We start from the raw sequence: 26,221 nt of genomic DNA on the forward strand, positions 1-26,221 counted from the left end.
CTGATCAAAATTATTTGACATACCGGGCGGCTGGGTAATTCTGCGTCCAATGTCAAAGCCGTTCGAATTATTTGTTGTTCATAATCAAGTCGATTGGCTTGACCAATAAAAACAGCCTATGAAGCTATGCCACTCTGGACACGAGTGCAACCTACCCGTCTTTACCGTTAGCATTTCGTTCGCCGGCGGAGCATACTCGACGTCGACACTGACAACACTCGTTTTACTACCTAGCCACGCCCGCGAATCCGGCCAGTTGCGGGACACGCAAAAATGGGGAAGTAAATTACTTCCCCATCATCAGTGATATGTAATGTGCGTCTTTAATTTGCCCTGACGTGCAATCCGCTTGATTTTCTCAGTGTTAGGCAAACGAGTTATCTGGAATCCTCGGAAGATGACGTGAAACGTGTCCATGAGAGAAAGCTCAAGCCGCTGGTTGTGGTTACTGACGCACTAATTCATTCCCGACCCCGTTAGACATTCCAGGAATCAGAGGTAGTGTTCGCAATTTCGGATCTATCCGATATTCCAAGCTTGGCAAAAATACGGTAAAGGTGCCCCTCCACCGTGCGCAGCGACAGCCCAAACTCGGCAGCGATGTCTCGGTTGCTGGCTCCACCATGGACCAGGGCAGCGACTTTTCGTTCACGGCGGGTCAATTGCGGTGCCGTACTCAGCCGTGCCGACAAGGGGTCATGACCGTGGACCAGCGTTGCCAGACGGCGTTTTGCCACGCGCTGTGCACTGTGCAAACGGTTCCGATCGCCACGCCGGCTCAAGATGGCGACGGCGTTTCCCGCGCTCCGGGCGGCATCCAATTCACGTCCTTCGCTCTCGGCGGCGTCACTGAACGCCAGTAAAGCCATGGGATCCTTTTCCGAGAGGGCCTTGGCATACTCGGCAGTAATCTGTGCGTGCCGCCCTTCGCAGCGCGAGGCAACGGCCTTCAATCTCAGCGCCAGTCCAAGGTCGCCAGCGTGGATGCCCAACATCAGCACATCCATCTCCACGTGGACCATGCCCAAAGCGGCGGCTTCATCCGCAACCAGGCGAAGCTTGGGTCGTGGGTTTCCTTCAAACATGCCGTTGGCCGCCAGGAGAAACGCCTGGGACCGCAGGGATGAGGCGGCGTCTCGCCCCGGGCCAGTTGCCTCATACAGTTTTGCGTAATACTCCTTGACCGACTCCCGCCCAAGGACTGCGGCCGCATAGGCCGCCGCCGCAAGGCTCTGGGGCAGATCATTTCCCGGATCACGGTATTGGAGAGCTTCAACTGCCTGAACCAGTGTCTGCAGGGCAACATTCATCCCGCCCTGGGCCAAATCACAGAGCCCCTTGGCAAGCTGGTAGCTTCCTCCATAACGTGGCAGCGAAGCTACATTGTGTTCGGCATCGTGGTCCACAACCTCGCGCAACAGGCTGAACTCGCCGGCATGCCACAGCGCCAGAAGATGGCGCCGCAAAACAAATTCCCTGTAGTAAGCCATCTCTTCAAGGTCTGACTCCAGCAGGTCGGCGGCACGTGAAGAGAGTTCTCGCGCTTTGACCGCCCTGCCGGTGGCCGAGAATACTTCAGACAACAGCGTGCAGGAGACCAAGAGGTTTGGGGCGCAGTTTTCCGAGGTCGCAAAAATCCGAGCCAGCTCGTCCTCGGTCCCGTGATAATTTCCATCACCGTGCATACCCTGAATTTCCATCAACCGCATGCTGGTTGCGTGTTCAGCCACCAGTTGCTGCCCCTTCAAGGAACCCTCCCGTGCCAAGCGGTCCACGGCTTCCCGCCAGTCACTGGCGATGGTCTCCAGAAATGTTCCGTCCAGGCCTGGACGGAGTCCGCCATGTCCACAAAGACTCGCAACCAGACGAACCATTTCTGGATCACTGGAGGTCGCCATCATTTCGCTGGCCAACTCCTGCAGCTCGGGATACTCCCCTCTCACAGTCATCGTTCGGGCTTGTTCAAGTCGCGCAAATTCACTCAGTCCCGATGAGGTCACGGCCGCCGCGGCTTGTTCGGCCAGGTCCGGCAGGTCCAGCCGGTTGGCGAGTTGTGCCGCTCTCAGGATATTAATGTCTGGGACTTGAAAACCGTCCTCCAACGCCCACCCAATACAGCGGATCAGAGTTTCGGGCCGTGCCGCAGACAAATCCAGCAATGGGAGCAGGGTCCTGCGCATGGCCATGGTTTTTGCAGCCGGCAAGAGTTCACACATGACCTCTCCCATAGGGGGGACGGCCAGGCTCACCACGCGAACGGGATCGTTGGAAACCACTATCAGCTTGGACTCTTCCAAATCATCTACCGTGCTGCTGCTCGCGACTTGGCGGAGGGTGTCCAGATCAAGACTGCCCGCAAGGGCAACGTAGTCAAGTGCTTGCCGCTGCGCTTCACTGAGTTGCAGGAGGTGATACCTGACCACTTCCCGCACGTGTTTGGTGGATCCCGTCAGCTCACCGATCAGCTGCCAGACTCCGTTGTGCTCCACCAATGTCCCCGTACGGCGTGCATGCTTAATCTGCTCCACCAGAAACATCGGGTTGCCGGATGCGCGCCGGCACAGTGTGACGCTCGCACTTGGGAACACCTGGTGTCCAAGGATGTGCCGGCACAATTCCTGCATGGTTGTTTGAGGCAACGGTGCCAATTCAAAACTCTTCAATAGCCCGTCCGAACACATGGACCAGAGCTCGGCTGGAACCGAAGGAAAAGGCGCGCAAAGGAGAATGAACCTGGCTTGGTTGGCGGCAGCCAATTGCGCTAACAGGACGGCGCTGCTGTCATCGAGAAACTGTGCATCTTCAATGACCAGTACCGCACGCTCATCGGTGCCTGTTCGCAATGCCGAAGACAGCGCTCTCAGGACATCTGATGAGGAAAAAGCCCGGCCGTCATGGAGCCCTGTCAGGAAGGGCGCCAGGACACCATACGGTTCACTGGCCAGTGCAGATGATCCGAAGGCGTGAAACGGCCGGATCCTGCTTCCACCCAGTTCAAGCACAGCCGCGGCAACGGATGTTTTGCCCAAGCCCACATCGCCTACCAACAATGAGCCGTGGCCATCGTCGGAGAGGACAGTTGCCAGAATGTCAGCCACCAATTCCTCGCGCCCAAAGAGCGCTTCCTGCGTTGTCAGAGACCTCACGGACGCTCTCCTTCAGCTTGCGCCAGTGCATAGCTCAAGTCGGAGCGTTCGGAAATACGAAGCTTGCCGAAGATTTGATAGAGGTGTCCCTCGACGGTCCGGATGGACACATGGAGTCGGGTCGCAATGTCCTTGTTGCTCGCACCGGCCGCTGCCTCCCTGGCAATTTCCAGCTGCCGGGAGGTCAGGGGCTGTCCATCGCCGGCACGCTTGGTGTTGGCGTCCATGTTGCGGCGGCACAATTCCATGAGTCCGCTCAGGTGGCGGTGCTGGTGTTGGTCAATTGTCCCCAATGCCAACGCCACTTCGGCTGCGTCAACCACCGCGTTGTCACTGCCAAGCTGCGCTGCGTGTTCGGCAGCCCGAACCAGAAGCCCTGCGTCACTGGTCACCGATCCCTCTGCGAAGTCCCTGTAGAAGGGGTTGTAGCCAACGTCCAAGGTGCTGGCGGCGTCGAACAACCGCGGAGCCACTTCCATGGCGCCCAGGCGAAGCGCCAGACCCAACGACTCAACTTCCCAGATTTCACGTCCTGAGTCCTGGTCAGAATCCGCTAGGTGGATCAGTTCCCGGATGCTCTGTTGGCGGTCACCCATCTTGGCCCGGGCGGCCAGTTCAAAGTACTTCCCGACCCTCTCCATCAACCAAGGCGCATCCGAGCTGCAACCTTCCAATTCCGCAAGGTACAAGGCTGCAGAATCGTTGTCGCCCGAAAGCACGCACGCATACGCGCCAGCGGAAAGCGCCAATCCCAAGGCTCCATACTCGTCCCGCAGGCGGAGCTGAGAGATCTCCTGCTCCAGCAGAGACAAACTCTCTCCGCCATGGCCACGAACCACCAACAAGATGGGCAAGGCCAGATCGGCGAAGGCGCCGACATGAATGTCACTGTCGCCGGCCACCTGCCCGCACAAGGCCCGGGCCGCTTCCTCCGCTATGTCCAGCCTTCCAATAATGAGGTTTGCGAAGAACAAGTTCTCACGCGCCTTGGCGGCACAGCCCTGGGCAACACCCATCGTGGTGACGGACTGCAGCAGTTTGTCCGAAAGCTCCGCAGCCGCAGTTGCTTTCCCGCTTGCAGCATTCATGAGGCAGAGCTGGCTGCCAAGTAGCAGGGACTGGTTGGCGGAAACCTCCTTAGCCGCCGTGTACGCAAGGTCAAGGCCATCAATTGAATCCGGAAAATTGCCTGTCCACCAGGCTGCCTCGGCTGTGTGGACAATCAAGGTCTCGCGAAGGACACCAATGTTTGGCTTGTCCGATCCAATCTCGCCCTCCAAGGAATCCGGATACAGTTCTCCCCGCACTTTTTCCAGATTTGTCAGGGCTTCCGCCCACGTGACCTTGGAGGTAAGGAGCACTGAAGTCTCGGCCAACAAAGAAACAACCCACTCGGTCAGGGTGGGTTCTTCGTGATACGAGGAATAGAGGCTTGCAAGCAAGTTCCTGGCCGAGGTCTGATCCCCCATGGCCACGTGCGCCCGAACCGCCTCGGCGGTGGCTGTTGCGCCAGAGGTCTGGGGATCCAGTGTGGCCAGGAAACGAAGCGCCATGGCTGGCTTCATCTCGTCATTGGCAATTTTTGCAGCATCAAGGGCCAGGTTGCGCTCCAGCTTCCTGCCGGCTTCCAGCGTCCAAAGAACCATGCCCACATCCGCTGATGCAAAATTGTGCACCATGGGGGAATGCATGTTGACTGACTCCCACTGTTCCTTGCTGCGCCCGGCCGGCACCTTGTTCCGGACAACTTTGGCCAACAGCGGGTGGATGGCCCTGACAAAGTGGTCCGCGCCTATGCGAACCATGCCCATCTCCTCCAAAGCGTCAACATCGCGATCATCCACAACATCCAAGAGCGTGTTGATTGATACGGCTCGCGACAAGGCCACAATTTCAAGTGTGCGGAGCTGCTGCGCGTTGAGCCTGCGCAACTGGTTCGAAAACAGCTCCGAAGAGATTCGTTCGTGTCCGGCAATGGAACCGTCAAGGCACCAGGATCCGTCACGGAGCAAGAGCGCCCCCGAGGAGACCATGTCCTGGGTCAGCGCGGTGAGGAACTGGGGATGTCCTCCGCTGGCCGCCCACAGCTGACGGCCAGCACGTTGGGAAATTCGCCCACCCAGCCGCATCTCGACTGCCTTGACCAGCTCGCGGAAGGAGAATGGTTCAACGCCCATGCGCCGAACGAAGCCGTCTTTGACCAGGTTGGAAAGTTCGTGGGGAAGCAGGTCAGTGGATCCACAGGTCAAGAGCAGGCGAATGGACCTGGTTTTTGCAAGTTGTGCCAAAATGACAGCCGACTGTTCGTCCAGTTCATGCGCATTGTCAATAAGAATGCACATGTCCCGTCCATTTGCCATCGATTCCAGGCGCCGCAGGGTCGCCGCCAGGACTTGTACATGATGGGTGAGGCTTTCCGGCTCCAACTCACTAAGCAGCGCCGCCAGCGCGCCATAGGGTTCGGTTGACATGTGGGAACTGGCATAAAGGTGAACAACAAGAACGTCAGCTTGCAAGGCCTTCACCGCCTGTGCCGCCAGATGACTCTTGCCGATGCCGGGAGGACCCGCCAACAAGACTCCCAAGATTTCCGGATAGCTACTGGTGCCGGCGGCCGGCGATTTCAGCTCACCAACAATCGCATCAACAATCGCTTCGCGCCCTGTGACCTGCCACTTCGTTGACGTTGCCTGCACCCTGCTCATCCCCCCTGGAATCTGATCCGCGAAGCCTGCGCACGAGGAATCCTTGGGCTCCAGAAACTTCACTGGTGCCAAGTGGCACCGGCCACTGGTTGAAAGCACTTTTCAACAAAGTTGAGACCACTTTCAAACCATTCACCGACGCCTGCCAAGATCCGACTCGCACATAAGCTTTTGCCGTTGCTTCACGGTATCCACCCGCTTCTCGGCATGCACGAGTACCGTGTACTCGTTTCTGCTCGTGAGTGCTACTTGTTTGTGCAAAGTCCTACTCATTGTTATCGATCACATGGATGGTTCGGAATATTTTGTGGCGCTGGCGCTCGAGCAATTTGTCCTTGACTCTTCTGTTCCCGTGACCTTAACCGAAAGAGCCATCTGACTCGAATTCGGGCCATGTTGCCGGCGTGCAGGTGGTTGGGCCTGAAATCAAATTCCACCGAGTACCAATGCGAGTAACAATTCATCTACTTGTAGGGCCCGCGCCGAATGTGAGGGGAACTACTCGGGTAGTTACCACCCGTGTTTGTGGGGTTCAAACGGGTTGTAATTGAAGCACACACACCGGTGTTCGGCTAACTGGAGGGTTTCAAATGCCTTGTACCAGAGCATCGGTAATGTGTCCCACATGGGGGCAGTTGTCAAAGAGGATCGCACTGACGCACAGCGTCGCCTGGCGGTTCAACATTGACGAACCCGCCATTTTGCACGGTGCAAGCCACCGGGCTCCCAGTTCGGAGCCGACGGCGGAAAGGCCTTCTGAGACCAAGGCCTTCCCCCAGCCGTCGTCGGCTCCCCTCCAGGATTTTTGCGTAAGAACAGCGGCACTCACTGCCTCCCGGCAATACCCAACTCCCGGCGTCGTACGCCGTTGATGTCCGGGAAAATCACGAACCTTCAGTGGGGCTGGAGGGCACCAGAAGCGGCGCAAGTTCGTCCCTGCTGGTGATCCCGAGTTTCGAATAAGCGCGGTACAAATGACCTTCAACGGTGCGCAAGGAAAGCTGCAACTGCTCGGCTATGGACCGATCGGAAAGGCCATTCGCGGCCAGGAGGGAAATTTGCGATTCCCGTTTAGTCAATTTTGCCGACTGGCCCTGGTCCCCGTTGCTATGCAGCCTCAATGACTGCCCGTTGCCCTCTGCAGCAACATGAATGGGCTCCATGACGGGCACATCGAAAACGGTACCTGAGTACCACGGCGCATCCACCAGCGCTGGCGACGCTGCAATCTTCGGGCCAGCTTCCGATCCAAGTATCTTGGCAACATGATTCTTGCGTGTGCCACCTACAAACTGGACCACGGCCGCGGACCAGGGACCATCCACTCGAGCGGCAACATCCAGAAGTCGATCCACGTGGTCGAGTTCGCCCAGCTCGAGAGCCAGAACCAACGCGTTCAGTTCCAGCAGGGTGGAGCCCTCCTCCAACGACTCATCGGCCAGCGCCATAAGCGCGGCCAAGCCAACGCCGTCGCGCTTCAAGTGCTCCCTGGCAGCTGCGGCAAAGGCGCGTTCATGGGACGTGACCAGGAACATTCCAGGCTTCTCCTGGTAGTCGGCCAACAAGCCGGTGGCAAGCTCCACCCGTTCCAATTGCGCCGCCGAATAGGCGGCAAGAGCCGTACAGAAACCCAAAAGCTGCTGCGGATCAGTTGCGCGCAAAGATTCAATGCACGGCAGCAAGACGTCTATCGCCTCATCAAAGCGCCCCTGCCGCACATATCCCATCCCCCGGCCAACGTTGGCACTGCCACCAAAGGAGAGGATGACGGGACCGGCATCGATGAAAAACCTGTCCAGAAGGATCTGCGCCTGATCCAGATCCCCCGCGAGAAGTGCCGTTGCGAGCTGCCGGAAAACAATCATTTCCGGGATGAAAAAAATGTCATAGTCATCGCTGTGCTCAATGGCAAAGGCCTCACTGGAACACTTCTGGCTCTCTGCCACCCGGCCCTGGGCGCAGAGTTGTTCAGCCTCCATGGTCAAGGCAAAGGTCTGGACCAGCTTCCGCTCTGCCTCCGACACCGCCGAACCTGTCTTCAGGGCAGCAATGAGAGGCAACATGTCCCGATACTGGCCGGATTGGGACAACGCCATCAACTTCAACAACTTGACCCGGTTATCGACCATTGCGTGAATAGTGTCAGCCTCAGAGGGAGCCTGGCCGGCAAGCCTGAGTCCTCCGGCAGTTAGCTGCTCAATCTCATCTTCAATGCTCGACGCCGGCATGCCCAACGCCATCCGGGTGGCTGCCTTCAGCAGGGATGCAAAGATCAAGTCATCAACGCTCTCCGCCTCCTCCAGAAAGTCGTCGAGCAGCTTCGCGGAACCCTCATAGTCACCGCGGAGGTAATGCGCCCTGGCCTTGATCGCTGCCACCCTGAGCGCATTGTCCTGGCCAGCAATATGCCCGGTCAGCTCCAAGGAGACCAGGGGCTGGGACAACTTGCACGCTATCAAGGCGGCCTGCAGCAATAGATCGTCTCCAACAGCCAGGCCGCAATCAATGGCCCAAGAGACCCAGCGCAGCATGGCTTCTCCCGTTGGCGGTTCTGAGTTCATCCGCTGGCTCAAAGCATCGAACAGAATTCGGCGGTGGGCGGGTGAGACCATATGGCGAATTACATCGCCATAAATGGGGCTGGCCAGCCGCAGCGTGCCGTTGTCCAGATCGCTCAAATGAACTAGTTTCCGTTTAACAACTTGGTTCACAGCCGCTGCCCCGCTGATGTCCTGGACCAATGCCAAGGGGACAGGCTCCGCCAATGCCACCAGGTCCAGCGCTTCTTCCGCATGGATGCTCAGTCCGCGAATCTGTTGGGTAACGGCGTCGCGCAAGCTCCGTCCAACAGTGCGCGGGCCCTCTTGATAGACCCAAATCCCGCGACTCTGGGCCAGCAGGCCGTCATCAACCGCTTCCGAGACCAACAGCTTAATCAACAGCGGGTTTCCCTTGGCTGAAGACCAGAAGAACCAGCTGGTCTGGAGGGCAACGGGACCCTGCAATAAGGCCTGACAGTAAGAATGTGTTTGATCACGGGTCAGCGGGGTCATGTCAATGTTCTCGGCCAACCCTGCCGACCACAACCGTGGCAAGGGCTCGGGCATGCCACCGGATCGCAGGTGCGAGGCCACGAGGCTGACACTGCCCGCCAGCACAAGATTAACCAGAAGCTCAGCCGTGGAAGAGTCCACTGCATGTGCGTCATCCAAGACAATGAGTGCGAGCTCGTCAAGATCCCCATCCTGGGACCCCCGCAGGTCATCGATGGCCGTCAGAACAGCTCGAAACACCTGGGTACGAAGACCCAAATTATCTCCGCGCACTCCCCGCAGGAATGGTGCCAAGGCGCCAAACGGAACAGCGCTAAGGGACGGAGTGCCCTGTAACGTCAAGACGGGCCGGGTCTGTCCAGCTTCAAGAGCCAGTTCTCGCAGGATGGTCGAGGCACCCAGGCCAGTGTCATAACTAAGGAATACGGCACGGCAGTTCTCGCCGTTGATGGCCATGTGGATATCGGCAAGCTCAGCTTGCCGAATGAAGGGTGATTTGAGACCCGCTCCTGCCATGGACACGATCCCCTTCTCCCGAAGCAGCCACCCCCCGTAGTTCCCCCTTGGAACTAGACGAGGTCATGCCGGGAGTTTATACCCAGTTTGGCAAAAACTTGGTAAAGATGCCCTTCAATAGTCCTGATTGAAACTCGCATGACATCCGCAATGGCCCGGTTGCCCATGCCCTTGGCCGCCAGCCTTGCCACTTGCAGTTCGCGCTGAGTTAGCTTGAACCCCTCGGTTTCCTTGAAGGCGAGTTGAACGGGTCCCGCCGGCTGGAGCCCGTTCAGCCATACCTGGGCTTCCTCGACACGTTGGTGGTCTCCTGCCTTGGTCGCCAATTCAAGGGCTAGCTCGGCGCATCTTGATTTGATCGCAGCAAGCTCCAGGTCTTCAGCTGCCGCCGCCGCCTGCAGCGCCTTGTCAACGTCCTTCTCCAAAGACGCCTGGGCCAGCAGATTGGACACTTCAGCCAGAGGTCCTTGCCCCATTGCCGAGGTCGTTTCAAGAAGGCGCAAGTCACTTTCACATCCATTGGCGGTGGAAGCCAGCAGACTTACGGAGGCCAAGGTGTAACGACCAGCGGCTATATTCTCCTTCGCAGACTCCACCAAGTCATCGGCTGCGTTCGGGTCACCCATCCGGTATTCCGCAATGAGGGTGAAGTACTCTGCCATGGCCAGATTGACCCACGTTGTGTTGGGGTGGGCTCCGTGAACCAGGGCGAGGTACTTTGCTGCCTCGGCATCATTGCCAACGTCCGCAAAGGCCCAAGCCAACGCCGAGTACGCAATGTGGGTGCAGTTGTAGACATCCCGGATCTCCAGTTGAGCCGCAGCCACCAGGAGAATCTCTGAAGCCTCGGCTGCCTTGCCCGCGAACGCATAACTGATTCCAAGACCCAACTCGATGAGGCCGCCATGATGCTCGGAGTAACGGCCCATGGTGGCGAGCATCTGAGTCAAGACCTCAACACCGTGTTTCCATTGCCCCGACCAGGTGTGGGCAATGAGCAATCCTTGAATTTGGAGGTCCAGCAGGCCAGGATCTTGATACTTGCCATCGGGATGCTGGCCAATTTCTCGCGCCAAATTTATCGCATCAAGTTCCCGGCCGGTAAATGCCCAGACCAGAACCAGCAGACTCCCGCAGGCCAGGCTGTAACGGGAATCCTCAATTTGCCAGTAGCCTGCCTCGAGGCCGGGTGCAGCTTCGGAAAAAAGCCCGCAGTTCACCTGGTGGGCAAGCAAGGCAAAGTTCAGGGCCTTGTTTGCCCTATCTTGCTGATCCAGGTCTTGGCCAATCTCATCAATGTGCGCCATGGCAGCCTCGAGAAGCTCGGGCACCTTTTCCAGTCCACCCTCAACCCACACCAAGGCACCGGCCAGGGCAGCCACCCAATAGGCAAAGTGATCTATGTCCGCGAGTGATTCCGCCAGTTCTTTTACTTCTTGCAGCTCTTCAACAGCCCTGGGGTAGTCCGCCAACATGGAATAGGCCGAGCTTCGCAACACTGCCCCGAAGACTGTCAATGACGTATTTTCCGGCAGCGCGGAAACAAACGTCAAAGCCAACCGCGGATCCAGGTACATCAGGGCAGCCTTGGCAGCAGAAAGCGATGTCTCCGGTTTCACCGGCATGCCGGCGTCAACTGCCCATGCCGCGAAAGCCAAAAGTTCTTGGCGGGAGAGCTTCTCTGGATCGATGGGGACGGCTTCGATCATCTCCCTGTACAGCTGGGCTTTTTCTTCCATGCCCATCATGGCCCGCACCGTTTCGCCAATGAACGGTTCAGCAAGCGAGGTGTAACGCCTTGCATGACGGCTCAGGGTTAGATAGTTGTGCTCTTCCATCTGGGCAACAGTGTCGGTTCCCAAAACGTCTATCACCATTGACAGTGGGGCGCGCTGAATGAGGGACATCATTGCAACGCCGCGACGAACCTCTGCAGTCTCCCTGGAAAGCCGTGCCTCAACCAATTCCGCTAGCAGGATCGATGGACTGGTTAACCTTTCCCGGCTCAATACCCATGTTCCGTTGTGCTGGACCAGGTGCCCATTACCCATCTCTTCATGGATCAAGGTATGCAAAACGAGCGGGTTGCCGCCGCTGCTTTCATGCAGGGCTGCCACCGCCGCCGCCGCAATGGATCCACCGAGCGCTTTGGTAACCAGCGTCCGCACTTCGCCCTTGCTAAAGTTTTCCAACAACATTTCAGACAGCATGCCGTCTTTGCGAAGCCACATCAGGTCTTCAGGTAAATCATTGGTGGATCGAGCCAGAACCAGCACCTTCACGATGCCACTAAAGATCAAGTGCATAAGTACGCCCATACTTAAGGTGTCAACACCCGGCAAGTCATCGATCACCAGGACCACGTCGAGGCCGTCGGCGTCAGCCTGAATTAAGTCAGCAATCCCCTGAATGATGGAATTCGGGGTGTTCTCATTCTGGCTGTGCAACCGTGCCAGCTGCACACCCCACAAGCCGTAGGGCACGGCCGTTTCAGTGGCGGAACCGAAAAGCTTGACGACGTGGACGTGGCCGGAAATTTCGTTTTCCACGGACCTGGCAAGCGTTGTTTTCCCTACGCCACCGGAACCGAGTAGAACCAGCCCGTAGTTTTCCCCATCAATCAGCTTTGCAGTCGCAGCCTGCACCAGATCTTGGCGGATAAAGGAGGACCATCGCCGCCGGTCGCCAGCACCCATGGCTCGACGGCTTGAATTACGCTCAGTCTGATCGCCTTGAGCAGGTAAAAAATTACCCCAGACGTTTGCCATAAGCCAATTTCCCTAGAGTGCGGTCCACCCGACCATTATCCGAAAGGACATGCAAAGTCGCAATAAGGCTGATTATAACAGCGTAATGTGCGCAGGCGAGGGTTGTTGCGGCTCTACGCAGACAGCAATGTGAGGCTTAGTGGAACTTGTCCTGCGCAGCAATCAGCCCGTCCGTGACAAGAAGTTCCACGGCGTCGGCCGCGTTGTCGATCAAGAAGGGTAAGTTTTTGTTTTCCGCTGTGGAGAAGTCACGCAGAACGTGACTGGCGGCATCGGCCCGGCCCGGTGGGCGTCCAACTCCGGCGCGAACGCGGTAATAGTCCTTGGTGCCCAGCGTTTTTGAGATGTCCCGCAACCCGTTGTGGCCGCCTTCGCCGCCACCGTGTTTTAACTTGACTGTGTCAAATGGGATATCGATCTCGTCATGGACGGCGATCACATTCTCTGGCTGGAGGTTGTAGAACTTGGCGAGTGCCGCCGTCGGCCCTCCGCTGAGGTTCATGAAAACAGAAGGCTTGGCCAGAATAAGCTTGTGCCCACCAACTGGCAGCCGAAGCGTCGCTATCAGGGCCTTGGCTTTATGGGTCTTGAAAGTGGCCCCATGGCGGGAGGCTAATTCCTCAACCACCATGTAACCAATATTGTGCCTGTTACGGCTGTAGCCGGGCCCGGTGTTCCCGAGCCCGACTACAAGCCATGTATCACTCATAAGAGGTGAAGACTACTCTGCAGCTGCTACTTCAGCTTCAACAGCCTGCTCAGCCAAGTGAGCGATCAGCATGATGTCTTCGTTGCCCAGCTCAGCGTCGGCCGGCAGAACCAGGTCCGAAGCGTAGATGTGCTGACCGGCGGTGCGGCCGGTGATGTCAACATCGATGCGAACCGGAACGTTGGTTGCATCTGCGGACAGGCTAACGGTCATTTCTTCCTGGTTGACAACAACCGAGGGAGCAGGATCGCCAACGAGGTGAACGGGAACGTCAACGAGGACCTTCTCGCCCTTCTGAACGGTCAACAGGTCGATGTGCTCAACGATCTGAAGTACGGGGTCCTTCTGGACGTCCTTGACGAGGGCAAGGTGAGCAACGCCGTCGACCGTTACGGTCAACAGAGCGTTGGAGGCGCGGATGGCGCGAACCGTCTCGCGCTCCGGGAGAACAATGTGCAAGGGGGCAACACCGTGGCCGTAGATAACGGCGGGGATCTGAGCTGCGCGGCGGATGCGGCGTGCAGCTCCCTTGCCGAACTCGTTGCGGACTTCGCCGGTGAGGTTCAAATCAGACATGAAAAAAGCTCCTTCATTTCTTTGGGTGGGCGTGGACTAAACAGGTCAACACAATCCATCAAAGATTCAGGAGCTGTGGGACCCAGTCGATCACGGACACGTTTTACGGTGTCCCTCGCCAAGGTTTACTGATCCAGCTTACCAGAGCTGCAGGGTCCACTTCGCCGCGATTGCTGCCGACTTTTGCTATGCGCCGAACCCATGCCCTGTTGTGCGCAGGCTGCACCATGCGCTGAACTCACTTGCAGTGTGGAGCATGCCGGAAGTTTAGTGAGCTTATGCGCCGGACTCGGTACTCAGTGTGGCGCAGAACTGATCATCGCTAGCGCCTCGCGAACCCACTTAAGCATGATGTCCGGACTCCCCAGCACCACCTTCGCAGGAATGCGCAAGCACCACAAACCTTTGATCACCAACAGGTTGTCGCGCCGCAGATCCTCAGCCCATCCGCTCTCTGTGTTGTGGTACGTCTCGCCGTCTGTTTCCACACCCAGAACGCCTTCAACCAAGAGGTCTAAATGGCCAACGTCCTTGACGTAAAACTGGCCCTGAACGTTGAGCCCGGCCGTGCGCAGGTGATATCTGGCCACGGTTTCTGCGATGGACATGGCTTGCGGGTCAATCATGTCAATGATCGCTCTAGCACCCGTGTCTTCGCGCTTGGCGAATTCTGCACGAAGGTCAGGGATAGTGCACTTCTTGAGTACCACTGCAGATTCCAGGGCAGCCAGACCATCCACCTCGGAACCACATTTGACGCATTGGCGCAGAATGTCCATCAAGGTCTGAGGTCCGCTCACTTTGTGAACCACACAACCAGAAATCGGCCTGCCGTGTGCTGCGGCAACGTGCGGAAGAAGTGGGGGTTTAATGATCCACAGCCCCAGCTGCTCGGCCTTCGTGAAACATGTCCGCCGTGCCTGATACAGGGCTAAATGTATATCCAACGGATCAGCATCCGGCAGCGCATAGTAGCCACGGCAAATCTGGCTGATAGTTCCGGCTCCCACGGCCTGCTTCAGGCTCCAGGCAGTGCATCCCCGCAACAGCAGGTCTTTCCTTCTCGCGACCTTGCCGTACCAGGCAACTTCATCCGCTACAGAGCGGTTCTTTACTGCCTCTGAAAGTGTCATGCACCCTAGCGTGTCCACGGAACGGCGGCCGCGACAGCCCCGCCGTCGTGATTGTGGATAGGCCGGATTGGGTGGCCGCTGTGGAGGAACAACGGCTTACTTTATGCGTCTGACTGTGAACGGAATCCGCCGCATGCCGTAGGTAAGGTTCTCTTATGCGCCGAGTCCGTGCCCAGTTCGGCGCCCGGTAGACCATGCGCCGAACTCAGCAGGAGTCGGGCGCATAAGGGACGGGCAGCGGCGGTCAGGGTGGACAAACGGCCGCCTCCCCAAAAGGAAGCGGCCGTCGGTGTTGCTGCAGAATTGGTTATGCGTCGCCGTCGAACAGGCTCGTTACGGAGCCGTCCTCGAAGACTTCCTTGATGGCGCGTGCCAGCAGAGGCGCAATCGAAAGCACTGTCAGCGTGGGGAAGCGCTTCTCTTCCGGAATGGGCAGCGTGTTGGTCACAACAACCTCGCGTGCGCCACAGTTGGCCAGACGCTCAGCAGCAGGATCGGAGAACACGGCGTGCGTGGCGGCGATGATGACGTCCTTGGCGCCAGCGTCCTTCAAAACGCGAACAGCTCCGGCGATGGTTCCACCGGTGTCGATCATGTCATCGATAAGTACGCAGGTGCGTCCCTCGACCTGTCCCACCACGGTCTTGGAAACGGCCTGGTTCGGCACCGTCAGGTCACGCGACTTGTGCACGAATGCCAACGGAGCGCCACCCAAACGCTCGGCCCACTGCTCAGCCACACGCACGCGGCCGGTGTCGGGCGAAACCACGGTTACGGCGTCGTCACCCACAATGGTGCGGATGTGGTCTGCCAAAAGCGGGATGGCGAACAGGTGGTCAACGGGGCCATCGAAGAAGCCCTGAATCTGAGCGGTGTGCAGATCCACGCTCATGATGCGGTCCGCGCCGGCCGTCTTGTACAGGTCAGCAACCAAGCGGGCCGAGATCGGCTCGCGGCCGCGGCCCTTCTTGTCCTGACGTGAGTACGGGTAGAACGGTGCAACCACCGTGATGGCGCTGGCGGAGGCGCGCTTCATGGAGTCCACCATGATGAGCTGTTCCATGAGCCAGTTGTTCAACGGTGCCGGGTGCGCCTGGATGATGAACACTTCCTTGCCACGTACGCTCTCCCCCGAGCGGACGTAGATCTCACCGTTGGCGAAATCGTAGGCCGACATCGGCAGCAGTTCCGTGTTCAAGCAGCGCGCCACTTCCTCGGCCAGCTCTGGGTGTGCTCGGCCCGAAGCCAACACCAGTTTCCTGTCGACGTTATGACTTAGTTCGCTCATGATTTTCTTTCTCGCGGTGGTGGGGTAGGTGAGAAGTTTTAGTTGCTGGCGTTGCCGGCAGCGGATTCCGCCGCTTGCGCGGGGATGCTGCCAGGCCGGTTCGCCACAGTCCAGCCTTCAGCGTTGCGCTGCGGGGCAACCGTCAGCGTCAATGCACCGGCGGGCACGTCCTTGCGAACAATTGCGCCTGCACCGGTGAAGGCACCGTCGCCAACTGTCACGGGGGCGACGAACACGGTGTTGGATCCCGTGCGCACGCCTGAGCCGATCACGGTGCGGTGCTTGTTCACGCCGTCGAAGTTGGCCGTGATGTTGCCGCAGCCGATGTTGGTGTCCTCACCAATTTCTGCGTCGCCGGCGTAACCGAGGTGGGAGAGCTTGGAGTTGCGCCCGATCGTGACGTTCTTGGTTTCGTAGAACGCACCGATCTTGCCGTCCGCGCCCAAAACCGTGCCGGGGCGCAGGTAGGTGAAGGGGCCAACGTGGGCTCCCTCGCCGATGATGGCGCCGGAGCCGTGGGTGCGCGTGACTTCAGCGCCCTCGGCGATCTGCACGTCCGTCAGCGTCGAATCGGGACCAACGACGGCGTCGCGCGCCACAGTGGTTTTTCCGTGCAGCTGGGTGCCGGGCAGGATGGTGACGTCCTCGGCGAGCCGCACCGTGGAATCGATCCAGGTGGTGGCGGGGTCAACAATGCTGACTCCTGCGCGCATCCAGCCTTCAACGATGCGGCGGTTGTGCTCGGTGCCCAAGGCTGCGAGCTGCACGCGATCGTTGGCGCCTTCAACCTGCCAGCGGTCGGTCGTGGAGACTGCGGCGACGCGGCCGCCGTCGGCTCTGGCCAAGGCCAGAACATCGGTCAGGTACATCTCGCCCTGGTTGTTGTCCGTGGTGACGCTGAGCAGTGCTGTGCGGAGAACCGCGGCGTCGAAGGCATAGATGCCGGAGTTGATCTCACGGATTTTTCGCTCGGCGTCCGTGGCGTCCTTGTGTTCCTTGATGCCCAGCACGGTGCCATCTTCATGGCGCATGATGCGTCCGTAGCCGGTGGCGTCGTCAAGCACGGCGGTCAGGACCGTCACGGCATTTTCGTCAGTGTTGTGGGTTCCCACAAGCTCGGACAGGAGTTCGGTGGTGAGCAGCGGGACATCGCCATAGGTAACAACAACGGTACCGGTGACGGATTCCTGTGCGTCCAGGGCGTCCAATGCCTGCTGGACTGCGCGTCCGGTGCCGGGAATTTCGTCCTGGTCCACAATGTGTGCACTGTCATCGAGGCCGCTGATGTGCGCTGCAACCAGATCGCGCTCGTGGCGGACAACCACTGCAAGCTTGGCCGGCTTCAAACCCTTGGCCGCCGCAAGAGCGTGGCCCACCATGGAGATACCACCAATGGTGTGCAGGATTTTCGGTGTGCGTGACTTCATCCGAGTGCCTGCGCCGGCAGCCAAAACGATGATTGCAGCGGGGTTGTCGGTGGTGATTTCTTGGGGGCTCACTAAGTGGCGCTCCTGCCCGGACCAAAGTCCGTTTTCAAACGTACGCAACGGGAAACATCTCCATGGTACCCGGTCGGGCGGCTTGACATATTTGTCGAAGGTGGTTCCGCCCATAGGATTCGAACCTATACTCCACAGCTCCAAAGGCTGGGGTGCTGCCATTACACCAGGGCGGACCATGCACTTCCCGCTCTTGCCGGAAGCTCACGAGAATATAGTGTGCCACGGCGAGGGCATATTTCGCGACTTGAGACTCACAGGTGGCGCCGAATACTTCCGCCCCGGTGGCGAAGCTCACACTATTTCATCTTCGAATCGATCATGGTTAGAGCTTGCTCCACCCAACGCAACATGATGCCCGGCTGGTATAGCACCACGGCAGCGGGAAGCCGCAATCTCCAGACACCATTGATGACGTACATTGTGTCCCGCCGCAGATCTTCCGCCCAGCTTTGTGGATCGTTGTGATATTTCTTGCCGTCGATCTCCAGGCCCAACACTCCATCGACCAGCAGGTCCAGGTGTCCGGCATCCTTGATGTAGGCCTGCCCCTGCACGTTGTAGCCAGCTTGGCGGAGGTGATAACGCCCGCAAGTTTCGGCGATGGACATGGATTGCGGATCAATCATTTCCACTACGGCCCTGCCCTCGGTGTCTTGGCGCCGGGTGAACTCACGGCGCAACCTTGAGATGGTGCATTTGTTCTTGACGACGGCCGATTCCAGAACAACGAGTGCTTCCAATTGCGTTCCGCACCGCACACACTGGCGCAAGATGGCAACGAGGGTTTGACCGCCGCTAACCCGGTGCACCACACATCCAGGAATCTTGTTCCCGTGTGCTGCAGCAGCATGAATTTGCTGCGGTTCCTCCAGCAGCCATAATCCGAGATCGGCCACCTTGCTCAGGCACGTGCGTCTGGCCTGGTGGAGGGCAAGATTGATGTCAACAGGATTGGCGTCCGGCAATGCGAAGCATCCCCCTGGCAGGCGCCTGATCAATTCCTGAGACTGGGCTTGGTGAAGGTCCCAACTGGTGACTCCAGCAGCCACAAGGTCCTTACGCTTTGCAACACCACCGCCGGCCATCATGACCCTCAGCAGAACCTGGTTCTTCTGATCCCTTTTCTCGTTCATGAGTCAACCGTGAGCCAAAAGAATCGGTGGCGACAGCCCCGGCGTCGTACTTGGGGATAAGGCAGATGTCAGGGCCGCCTGTGGGGGAATCCACGGCACGGCGCCCGCACACATACGCACCACTTGTTCCCAGTGGTGCGTCTACGCGAGGGCGCGTTAACGCATACGCACCACTCGTCTCCACTTCAGCGTCCAGGTAACTAGACGCCGAAGTGGCCGCGAGTGGTGCGTATGAGTTTAGAGATCAGCGGCGGGCCGGAAGCCTACTCGAGGACTACGGAGGCCTCGAGCCATTCGAGCTCCATGCCCTGGCGTTCGGCGGCGAGCTTGGCCAGCTTGGCCTGCAGTTCACCCAGGACGTCGTAGTTGCCCACGTTCTCGGCCATTTGCGCGTGTACCTTGGCGTCGGCCGCAGAGTTCTTGGACAGCTGGCGCTCCAAGCGGTTCAGGACCTTGCGGGCGTCGCGCTTCTCGGCCTCGGTGGGCCCGGACTGGACGGCAACGGGTGCAGCAGCAGAGCTGTTGGGTGCCAGTCCGGCGTTCTCGCGCAGTTCCAGGTACTGATCAACGCCGCCGGGCAGTCCGCGCAGCTGGCCATCGCCCAGCAACGCCATCTGGTGATCGGTGACGCGCTCCAGCAGGTACCTATCGTGCGAGACCACAACCAGGGTGCCGGGCCAGCCATCGAGCACGTCCTCCACGGCGGCCAGGGTGTCGGTGTCGAGGTCATTGGTGGGCTCATCGAGCATGAGCACGTTGGGCTCGCCCACCAGCAGGCGCAACAGCTGCAGACGGCGGCGCTCACCACCGGAGAGGTCCTTGACCATGGTCCACTGCTTGTCCTTGGTGAAACCGAGCTGCTCCACGAGCTGCCCGGCCGTCATGTCCTTGCCGCCCACCTCGAAGGAGCGCTTCTCCCGCTCAATGACCTCGATGACGCGCATGTTCAGCACATCATCGAGCTCCTTGACTTCCTGGGTCAGCACGGCGGTCTTCACGGTTGAGCCGGTCTTGACCTTGCCGGACGACGGCGCGACCTCACCGTTGAGCAGGCGCAGCAAGGTGGTCTTGCCCGCACCATTGACGCCGACCAGGCCCAGGCGCTCCCCCGGAGCCAGGCGCAACGTGATCTTGTCGAAGATTTCCTTCTCCCCGTAAGTGAGGGAGACGTCCTCAAGATCAATGACGTCCTTGCCCAGACGGGCCGTGGCCATCTTGGACAGCGCAACGGTGTCGCGAAGTTCAGGAACATCGGCGATCAAGTCGTTGGCGGCCTCGATGCGGAACTTCGGCTTGGCCGTACGTGCGGGGGCGCCGCGGCGCAACCAGGCCAGTTCCTTCTTGACCAGCTGGACCCGCTTGGACTCCATCACTGACGCAGACCGGTCACGCTCGGCGCGGGCCAGCACATAGGCGGCGTAACCGCCGTCGAACGGGTCAATGATGCCGTCGTGGACTTCCCACGTGCGGGTGCACACTTCATCCAGGAACCAGCGATCGTGGGTGACCACAACGAAGGCGCCTTCATTGGCACGCCAGCGCTGCTTGAGGTGCTTGGCCAGCCAGGCCACGCCCTCAACGTCTAGGTGGTTGGTGGGCTCATCGAGCATGATGACATCGTCATCGCCAATGAGCAGCTTGGCCAGGGCCACGCGGCGCTTCTGGCCACCCGAGAGCGAGTGGATGTTGGCGTGCCAATCGACCTCGCCCACCAGTGCGCCCATGATTTCGCGAATCTTGGGGTTGGACGCCCATTCGTGATCGGCCGCCTCACCTACGATCGCGAAGCCAACGGTGTCGTCGCCATCGAGCACGTCGGTCTGGTCCAGGTAACTGACCTGGACGCCGCCACGCACGGTGACGCGGCCGGAATCGGCAGTCTGCCGACCGGCGAGCAGGCGCATCAGCGTGGACTTGCCATCGCCGTTGCGCCCTACAATGCCGATGCGGTCGCCTTCTTCGAGGCCGACGCTGATGCCGTCAAGGACGGTTCGGGTGGCGAAGGCAACGCTAAGATTTTCGCCGCCAAGCAAATGAGCCACGTGGTACCACTTTCCTTACAAGAATTAACAAGAGAATGAAAAAATTAGGGGATGATTGCGGCGCCGTGGACGGGGCCTTCAACAGCCCAGGCCTCGTGCCCGTGAGCAATCAGGGCCGCCGCCAAATCCTCGGCATGGTCAGCATCCGTAGCCAAAAACGCCACGGTGGGACCGGACCCGGACACCAGCGAGGCCAGCGCGCCAGCGCCCTCCCCCTGGGTCAAAACGTCAGCCAGCGACGGCGCGAGTGACACCGCGGCCGCCTGCAAATCGTTGTGCAGCCACGGCGCCAACGCCTGCGCGTCCCCGGCCCGCAACGCTACCAGGACGCCAGCCTCAACCTGTCCGGGCTCTGCAACCTCTGCACCGGCACTCGCCCGAAGCTTATCCAGCGTGCCGTAGACAACCGGCGTCGAGAGTCCAAAGTCTGCCGGGACCAGGACCCAGTGCAGCGGCGTGGGTGCCAGGGCTGCCGTGAGTTGGTCACCTACGCCAAGTCCGACGGCGGCACCCCCCAAGAGCGCGAACGGCACGTCGGCGCCCAGCTCGGAACCCAGTTGGGACAGCTCCTCACGGGACAAGCCCGTGTGCCACAGCGCGTCGCAGGCCACCAGCGCGGCGGCGGCATCTGCGGATCCACCGCCCATGCCACCGGCGATCGGCACGTGTTTGGTGATCTCAATATGCACGCCGCAGGGGTTCTCGGAAATATCTGCCACCAAGAGCGCAGCCTTCACGGCAAGGTTGCTGGAATCGAGCGGAATGCCAGCCAGCAGCTCGGCGTCGAGTGAGCTCTCGGGGCTGACGCTCACAGTGATATCAGTTGCCGGAGTGCCGGGCTTGGAGGTGACGGCCACCTCTTCGTACAGCGAGACGGCCAGGTAGGTGCTGGCCACACCGTGGTAGCCGTCCTCCCGCAACGGGCCGACCCTGAAGAAGGCGTTGATCTTGCCCGGCGCACGGACCTTGACGCGGCGCGGTTCCGGCGCCCAGGCCGGGTCCCCTGGAAAAGGGTCCACCGATCCTGTGGCGCCTCGCCGTGTCCCGGCCTTCTTCGATGAGTCCATGGGCTACGCCGTGAAGGGGAGCTTGGCTTCGGCGATGCGGGCGTAGGCTGCCACGTCAATGACCTCACCGCGCGCACTGGGGTCAACACCGGCTATGCGCAGGTACTTTTCAGCTTCGGCAGCGCCACCGGCCCAGCCGGCCAGGGCCGCCCGGAGGGTTTTGCGGCGTTGCGCGAACGCGGCGTCGATGACGGCAAACACTTCCTCGCGTGATGCCCTGGTCACGGGCGGCTCGTGCCGTGTAAAGCCAACCAGTCCCGAGGAAATCTTTGGAGCCGGCCAGAAAACGTTCATGCCGATAACCCCGGCCTTGCGCATCTTGGAGTACCAGGCGCCCTTGACCGATGGCACGCCATACGTCTTGGATCCGGGCCCGGCCACCATGCGGTCGGCCACCTCGTCTTGAACCATCACGAGGCCGTGCTTGAGCGAAGGGAAATGTTCTAGCAGGTGCAGCACCACGGGCACGGCCACGTTGTACGGCAGGTTGGCCACCAGCGCTGTGGGCTCGGCAGGCAGTTCGGTGACCCTCATCGCGTCGGAAAGAACGACGTCGAGGTTGCCAGCCAAGGCGGGGCGGAACGCGGCAATCGTGGAGGGCAGCTTCGCGGCCAGCACGGGATCGATCTCCACGGCAACCACGCGGGCGGCGGCGTCGAGCAGACCCAGGGTCAACGAGCCAAGGCCCGGGCCAACCTCCAGCACCGTTTCACCGGGGTCAACGTTGGCCGCGGCCACGATGCGCCGGATCGTGTTGCCGTCAATAACAAAGTTTTGTCCCAGTGTTTTTGTGGGGCGCACACCGATTTCTTCCGCGAGTCGGCGGATTTCGGTGGCACCTAGCAGTGGCTGGGTTGTGGGGCTGGGATCGGGGGAGGTCACGGATCAATGGTATCTGCTATTAACGCAAGCACCCCCCTGACTGTGCCGAAGCTATCAAGGGAGTGCGTGCTGTGCTCTTGCAATTCGAGGTGCTGGATTAGCCGACTACGTGGCCGCAACCCCAAGGTGACAACCCGCGAGTTGCGTAGACCTTGTTGGCAATATCGATCTGCTGGGCCTTCGTGGCAAGGCTGGCATTGGGTGCATACGCACCACCGCCGGCGCCCATCCAGGTGCCAATGTCGAACTGGAGGCCGCCGTAGTAGCCGTTGCCCGAGTTGATGGCCCAGTTGCCCGTGGACTCACACTGAGCGATGGCATCCCACATGGCCTCATTGGACATGGCGGGAGCGGCGGCACCGGTGTTGGCGCCAGCGGCCTCGGCCTTCTTTTCTTCAGGCTTGGGGCGTTCCTTGCTGCCAACACTGATCTTGGCGGCGACAGGCTTCACAACAACCTTGGAACCGGTTTCGGTGCGGCTGACAACCACGCCGTCAACCGTAACAGTGCTGAAGGTCTTCTCTTCGGAGCCGGCAACACCGGCCGTCACGGTCTTCTTCTCATCCTTGAACAGCGCTGCGTCAACGCTCTCCACGGTCTCGAACGGAACGTCCGCCGTTTCGGTGGCAGTGCCTGAGGTGTCCACACGGGTCACCTTGATGACCATGTTCTCCACAACGTTGGCTACACCGGGAGCGGAAACGCGGTCGGTCTTAGCCAGCGTGACACCGGTTTCGGCGAGAACGTCGGAGACATCCTGGGCCGTGGTGGTGGTGACGGTCTTCTTGCCGTCGGCAACGATGGTGACCTTCTTGGGAGTGATGATGCTGATGTCACTGGAGCTTGCCAGAAGGGTATCTGCAGGTTCGGAGATCTTAGCGTTGGCGGCGATGCCCAATTGGCTGATCAAGCCGCTGATCTTCGTGGAGGTGGTGGTGACTTTTTGCTCGGCACCATCGAGTCTTACCGTAATGTCCTTGGCCGTGTTGACGGTGATCGTTGCACCGTCATCCACCTGAGTATCCAGGGCCGGGGTGATGTGGTCTGCTCCGCTGACGGATACGTCAGCTACCTTGAGCACATCGGCCACGGATCCGCCGTGGGCTTGAACTGAGCTTGCTTGGCCATCCAACACCAGCGTGTAGGTTTTGTTGGCCGTAACGAACGCCATGACTCCAACAACGAGGGCCAGAAGGATGGCGGCTTGGCAGGCAAGCTTCAAATAGCTCAGTTTGCCATTTGCGGTAAAGATCGAAGACACGAGTTCTCATAACTACTAGAGCACCCGGGCACGGAGAAGTAGGGAGCATTTCAGGCATGAAATGAGCCGCAAATAATTGGGCACAGTTCTAGCTAGAAAAGTTCCTGCGAACGGTTGTGGTGAATCCTATTTGAACGGTGGATTGACCAGCATTTAATCCGTTGGTCTTCCCCGACCACGGCTAATAGTTCCCCAGCGTAACCTAATCGTGACCTAATGGACAAGGTTTGATCACGAAAAAGTGATCATTCCTACACCGCTAGCTGGCCCAGGATCCGTAAACGGCCTCGGTGTTGGTGCGCAAAAGTTGGCAGAATTCTTCGAGGTCGCGATTCAAGAATTGCCCCATGCTTTGCACCGTATACGGCAGCATGTAGCTGGCGTTGGGGCGGCCGCGGAACGGATGCGGCGTCAGGTAGGGCGCGTCCGTCTCGGCCAGGATGAGCGCCGGATCGGCAACGCTGAGTGCCTCACGCAAGTCGTGCGCGTTTTTAAACGTCACAGTGCCGGAGAAGGACATGTACCAGCCGTTCTCGTTACAAATCTGGGCCAGTTCGGCGTCCCCAGAGAAGCAGTGGAATACCAGCCGCGACGGTGCGCCAACCTCGGCCAAAATCTTCAGCACATCAATGTGGGCATCACGGCAGTGAATCTGCAGCGCAAGGTTCCGGCGTTTGGCAATATCCAGGTGTTCCCGGAACGAGTGGTGCTGGGCGGCGACCCCGCCCTCTCCGGTCCTGAAGTAGTCCAGTCCGGTCTCACCGATGGCCCGGATCCGAGGATGCGCCGCCATGGCATCAATTTCTGCGAGCGCTGCGTCGAGCTCGCCGGCATCGGCCAATTCTGGAGCGTCATTGGGGTGGATCGCAACGGCTCCCAGCAGGCGGGGATCGGCATCCACCGCTGCCACGGTGAATCGTGACGAAGGCAGGTCGCAACCCACCTGGACGGCCCCCGCAATCCCCACGGATTCTGCTGCGTCGAGGGCGGCGTGCAGGTCAATGGGGTCGTCCCCAAAGTCAAAGTGTGTGTGATTGTCATACACCGGGAGAGGAAGTGCCACCGGGGCCGGGGCGAAGTCGCCGCGACGAGTTTCGCCGTCGTTCTTAAGCATTTCGGGGCGGTACGGGCGGGGAACTTCTTCGGTGCTCATGAATATTTACTTTACCGGCCAAGACCGGGCCGCTGCCACGTGGTCCGAGTTCGCCAGATGGCAGGTCCCGGTGCTGAGAAAATAGTGGGAAGCTAGTAGCGTAGGTCACAATATCTGGTGGTCCGTGCGCCGGACACTTATTGGGAAGGTGGGGCATGCGCCCTCAGGAGACTTTGCTGGCAGCCAACGCTGCGGCACACCAAACGCCACAGCGGCGTCCACGCTCAGCCCAGGCCGAACCCTCTGACCAAACGAACACTGCCACGCCGGTAGCCACAAAGGGGATCTTGCCCATGGACACAGAGGCTTTTTCCCAACTCAGTGGCCAGATCATGAGCGTCATGAACACCGTCATTGACGGCAAGGAAGACTCTGTCCGGCTGGCTCTGACCGTCCTGTTGGCCGGCGGGCATCTGCTGCTGGAGGACGTTCCCGGCGTTGGAAAGACGCTGCTGGCGAAGACACTGGCCAAGACCGTTGATTGCACTGTCAATCGAATCCAGTTCACCCCCGACCTCCTTCCCAGCGATATCACCGGCGTCTCCATCTACAACCAGTCCTCACAATCCTTTGAGTTCCGCCCCGGCGCCATCTTCGCCAACATTGTCATTGGCGATGAGATCAACAGGGCCTCCGCCAAGACCCAATCGGCGCTCTTGGAGTCCATGGCCGAGCACCAGGTCAGCGTTGACGGCACCACGTACAACCTCAGCGAACCGTTCATGGTGATTGCCACCCAGAACCCCATTGAGATGGAAGGCACCTACCCACTTCCGGAGGCTCAGCGGGACCGTTTCATGGCGCGAATCTCCATGGGTTATCCGGACACATCGGCCGAGCTCGCCATGCTGGAAACCCACCAATCGGTGAGCCCCTTGGACTCTGTTCGGCCCGTAGCCACTGACGATCAGGTGGCGGCCATGATTGAAACCGTCGCCGGTGTTCATGTCTCCCCCGCGGTGCGGTCCTACACCGTGGCGCTGGGTCAGGCCACCCGGAACAATCCGCACCTGCGGTTGGGGGCCAGCCCGCGTGCCCTGCTCCAACTGTTGCGGGCCAGCAAGGCTGCGGCGGCGCTTGCAGGGCGTGGCTTTGTCCTCCCGGACGATATTCGCAATCTGGCCCACCCGGTGCTGGCACACCGCTTGCTGGTTGAGCGCAGCGCGGCCAGCCAAGGCATTACGGCGGATTCCGTGATCGAAGATATGTTGGCCACCGTCCCGGTGCCGGGCGCGGTTGCTCCCATCACCTCGGTGCCCCAATCCGTGAAGGACTCCAGGTAGGGGC

At 59.6% G+C, this 26,221-nt stretch carries 16 protein-coding genes and 1 tRNA gene; 1 reads left to right on the top strand and 16 read right to left on the bottom strand.

Annotated features, from left to right (window positions below; all coding sequences use genetic code 11):
* Positions 1 to 476: 476 nt before the first annotated feature.
* From BLV41_RS10000 to BLV41_RS10075, 16 genes are all read right to left on the bottom strand, one after another.
* Positions 477 to 3,146 carry a LuxR C-terminal-related transcriptional regulator gene (locus tag BLV41_RS10000; protein WP_074711542.1) on the bottom strand — a complete coding sequence of 890 codons (2,670 nt, stop codon included), beginning with the start codon at positions 3,144 to 3,146 and terminating at the stop codon, positions 477 to 479.
* Positions 3,143 to 5,851: a helix-turn-helix transcriptional regulator gene (locus BLV41_RS10005; RefSeq protein ID WP_083360711.1), complete on the bottom strand. Its 2,709-nt coding sequence runs from the start codon at positions 5,849 to 5,851 to the stop codon at positions 3,143 to 3,145. The genes BLV41_RS10000 and BLV41_RS10005 overlap by 4 nt, the downstream gene beginning before the upstream one ends.
* An 884-nt stretch (positions 5,852 to 6,735) precedes the next feature.
* Positions 6,736 to 9,420 carry a helix-turn-helix transcriptional regulator gene (locus BLV41_RS10010; RefSeq protein ID WP_074711544.1) on the bottom strand — a complete coding sequence of 895 codons (2,685 nt, stop codon included), beginning with the start codon at positions 9,418 to 9,420 and terminating at the stop codon, positions 6,736 to 6,738.
* 53 nt (positions 9,421 to 9,473) lie between these two features.
* Positions 9,474 to 12,116, bottom strand: a complete 2,643-nt coding sequence (locus BLV41_RS10015) for a LuxR C-terminal-related transcriptional regulator (RefSeq protein WP_074711545.1) — start codon at positions 12,114 to 12,116, stop codon at positions 9,474 to 9,476.
* A 208-nt stretch (positions 12,117 to 12,324) separates the two neighbouring features.
* Positions 12,325 to 12,897, bottom strand: a complete 573-nt coding sequence (gene pth, locus BLV41_RS10020) for an aminoacyl-tRNA hydrolase (protein ID WP_044574172.1) — start codon at positions 12,895 to 12,897, stop codon at positions 12,325 to 12,327.
* Between the two features lie 12 nt (positions 12,898 to 12,909).
* Positions 12,910 to 13,473, bottom strand: coding sequence for a 50S ribosomal protein L25/general stress protein Ctc (locus BLV41_RS10025; RefSeq protein ID WP_044574175.1), 564 nt, complete (start codon positions 13,471 to 13,473; stop codon positions 12,910 to 12,912).
* A 296-nt stretch (positions 13,474 to 13,769) separates the two neighbouring features.
* Positions 13,770 to 14,606: a type IV toxin-antitoxin system AbiEi family antitoxin domain-containing protein gene (locus BLV41_RS10030; RefSeq protein WP_074711546.1), complete on the bottom strand. Its 837-nt coding sequence runs from the start codon at positions 14,604 to 14,606 to the stop codon at positions 13,770 to 13,772.
* Between the two features lie 307 nt (positions 14,607 to 14,913).
* A complete protein-coding gene (locus tag BLV41_RS10035) occupies positions 14,914 to 15,894 on the bottom strand; it encodes a ribose-phosphate diphosphokinase (protein WP_044574181.1) in 981 nt (326 codons plus the stop codon).
* Between the two features lie 38 nt (positions 15,895 to 15,932).
* Positions 15,933 to 17,393 (bottom strand): bifunctional UDP-N-acetylglucosamine diphosphorylase/glucosamine-1-phosphate N-acetyltransferase GlmU, encoded by a 1,461-nt coding sequence (gene glmU / locus BLV41_RS10040; RefSeq protein ID WP_425284269.1) that lies wholly within the window; start codon positions 17,391 to 17,393, stop codon positions 15,933 to 15,935.
* 101 nt (positions 17,394 to 17,494) lie between these two features.
* A tRNA-Gln gene (locus BLV41_RS10045) sits at positions 17,495 to 17,569 on the bottom strand.
* Between the two features lie 123 nt (positions 17,570 to 17,692).
* Entirely contained in the window at positions 17,693 to 18,529 is an 837-nt protein-coding gene (locus BLV41_RS10050) for a hypothetical protein (RefSeq protein ID WP_074711547.1), read from the bottom strand.
* A gap of 263 nt (positions 18,530 to 18,792) precedes the next feature.
* Positions 18,793 to 20,571 (bottom strand): ABC-F family ATP-binding cassette domain-containing protein, encoded by a 1,779-nt coding sequence (locus tag BLV41_RS10055; protein WP_044574187.1) that lies wholly within the window; start codon positions 20,569 to 20,571, stop codon positions 18,793 to 18,795.
* 44 nt (positions 20,572 to 20,615) lie between these two features.
* Positions 20,616 to 21,638: a 4-(cytidine 5'-diphospho)-2-C-methyl-D-erythritol kinase gene (locus tag BLV41_RS10060; RefSeq protein ID WP_074711548.1), complete on the bottom strand. Its 1,023-nt coding sequence runs from the start codon at positions 21,636 to 21,638 to the stop codon at positions 20,616 to 20,618.
* A 3-nt stretch (positions 21,639 to 21,641) separates the two neighbouring features.
* Complete coding sequence (gene rsmA / locus BLV41_RS10065; RefSeq protein WP_044574194.1) at positions 21,642 to 22,520, bottom strand: 16S rRNA (adenine(1518)-N(6)/adenine(1519)-N(6))-dimethyltransferase RsmA; 879 nt, start codon at positions 22,518 to 22,520, stop codon at positions 21,642 to 21,644.
* Between the two features lie 97 nt (positions 22,521 to 22,617).
* On the bottom strand, positions 22,618 to 23,781 hold the full coding sequence (locus BLV41_RS10070) for a resuscitation-promoting factor (RefSeq protein WP_074711549.1): 1,164 nt from the start codon (positions 23,779 to 23,781) through the stop codon (positions 22,618 to 22,620).
* A gap of 259 nt (positions 23,782 to 24,040) precedes the next feature.
* Entirely contained in the window at positions 24,041 to 24,934 is an 894-nt protein-coding gene (locus tag BLV41_RS10075) for a TatD family hydrolase (protein ID WP_074711550.1), read from the bottom strand.
* Positions 24,935 to 25,089: 155 nt separating this feature from the next.
* Here BLV41_RS10075 and BLV41_RS10080 point away from each other — a divergent pair, with 155 nt between their 5' ends.
* Positions 25,090 to 26,217, top strand: a complete 1,128-nt coding sequence (locus BLV41_RS10080; RefSeq protein WP_170835453.1) for an AAA family ATPase — start codon at positions 25,090 to 25,092, stop codon at positions 26,215 to 26,217.
* Positions 26,218 to 26,221: the final 4 nt, after the last annotated feature.

Source organism: Arthrobacter alpinus (genome assembly GCF_900105965.1).
Taxonomy (GTDB): domain Bacteria; phylum Actinomycetota; class Actinomycetes; order Actinomycetales; family Micrococcaceae; genus Specibacter; species Specibacter alpinus.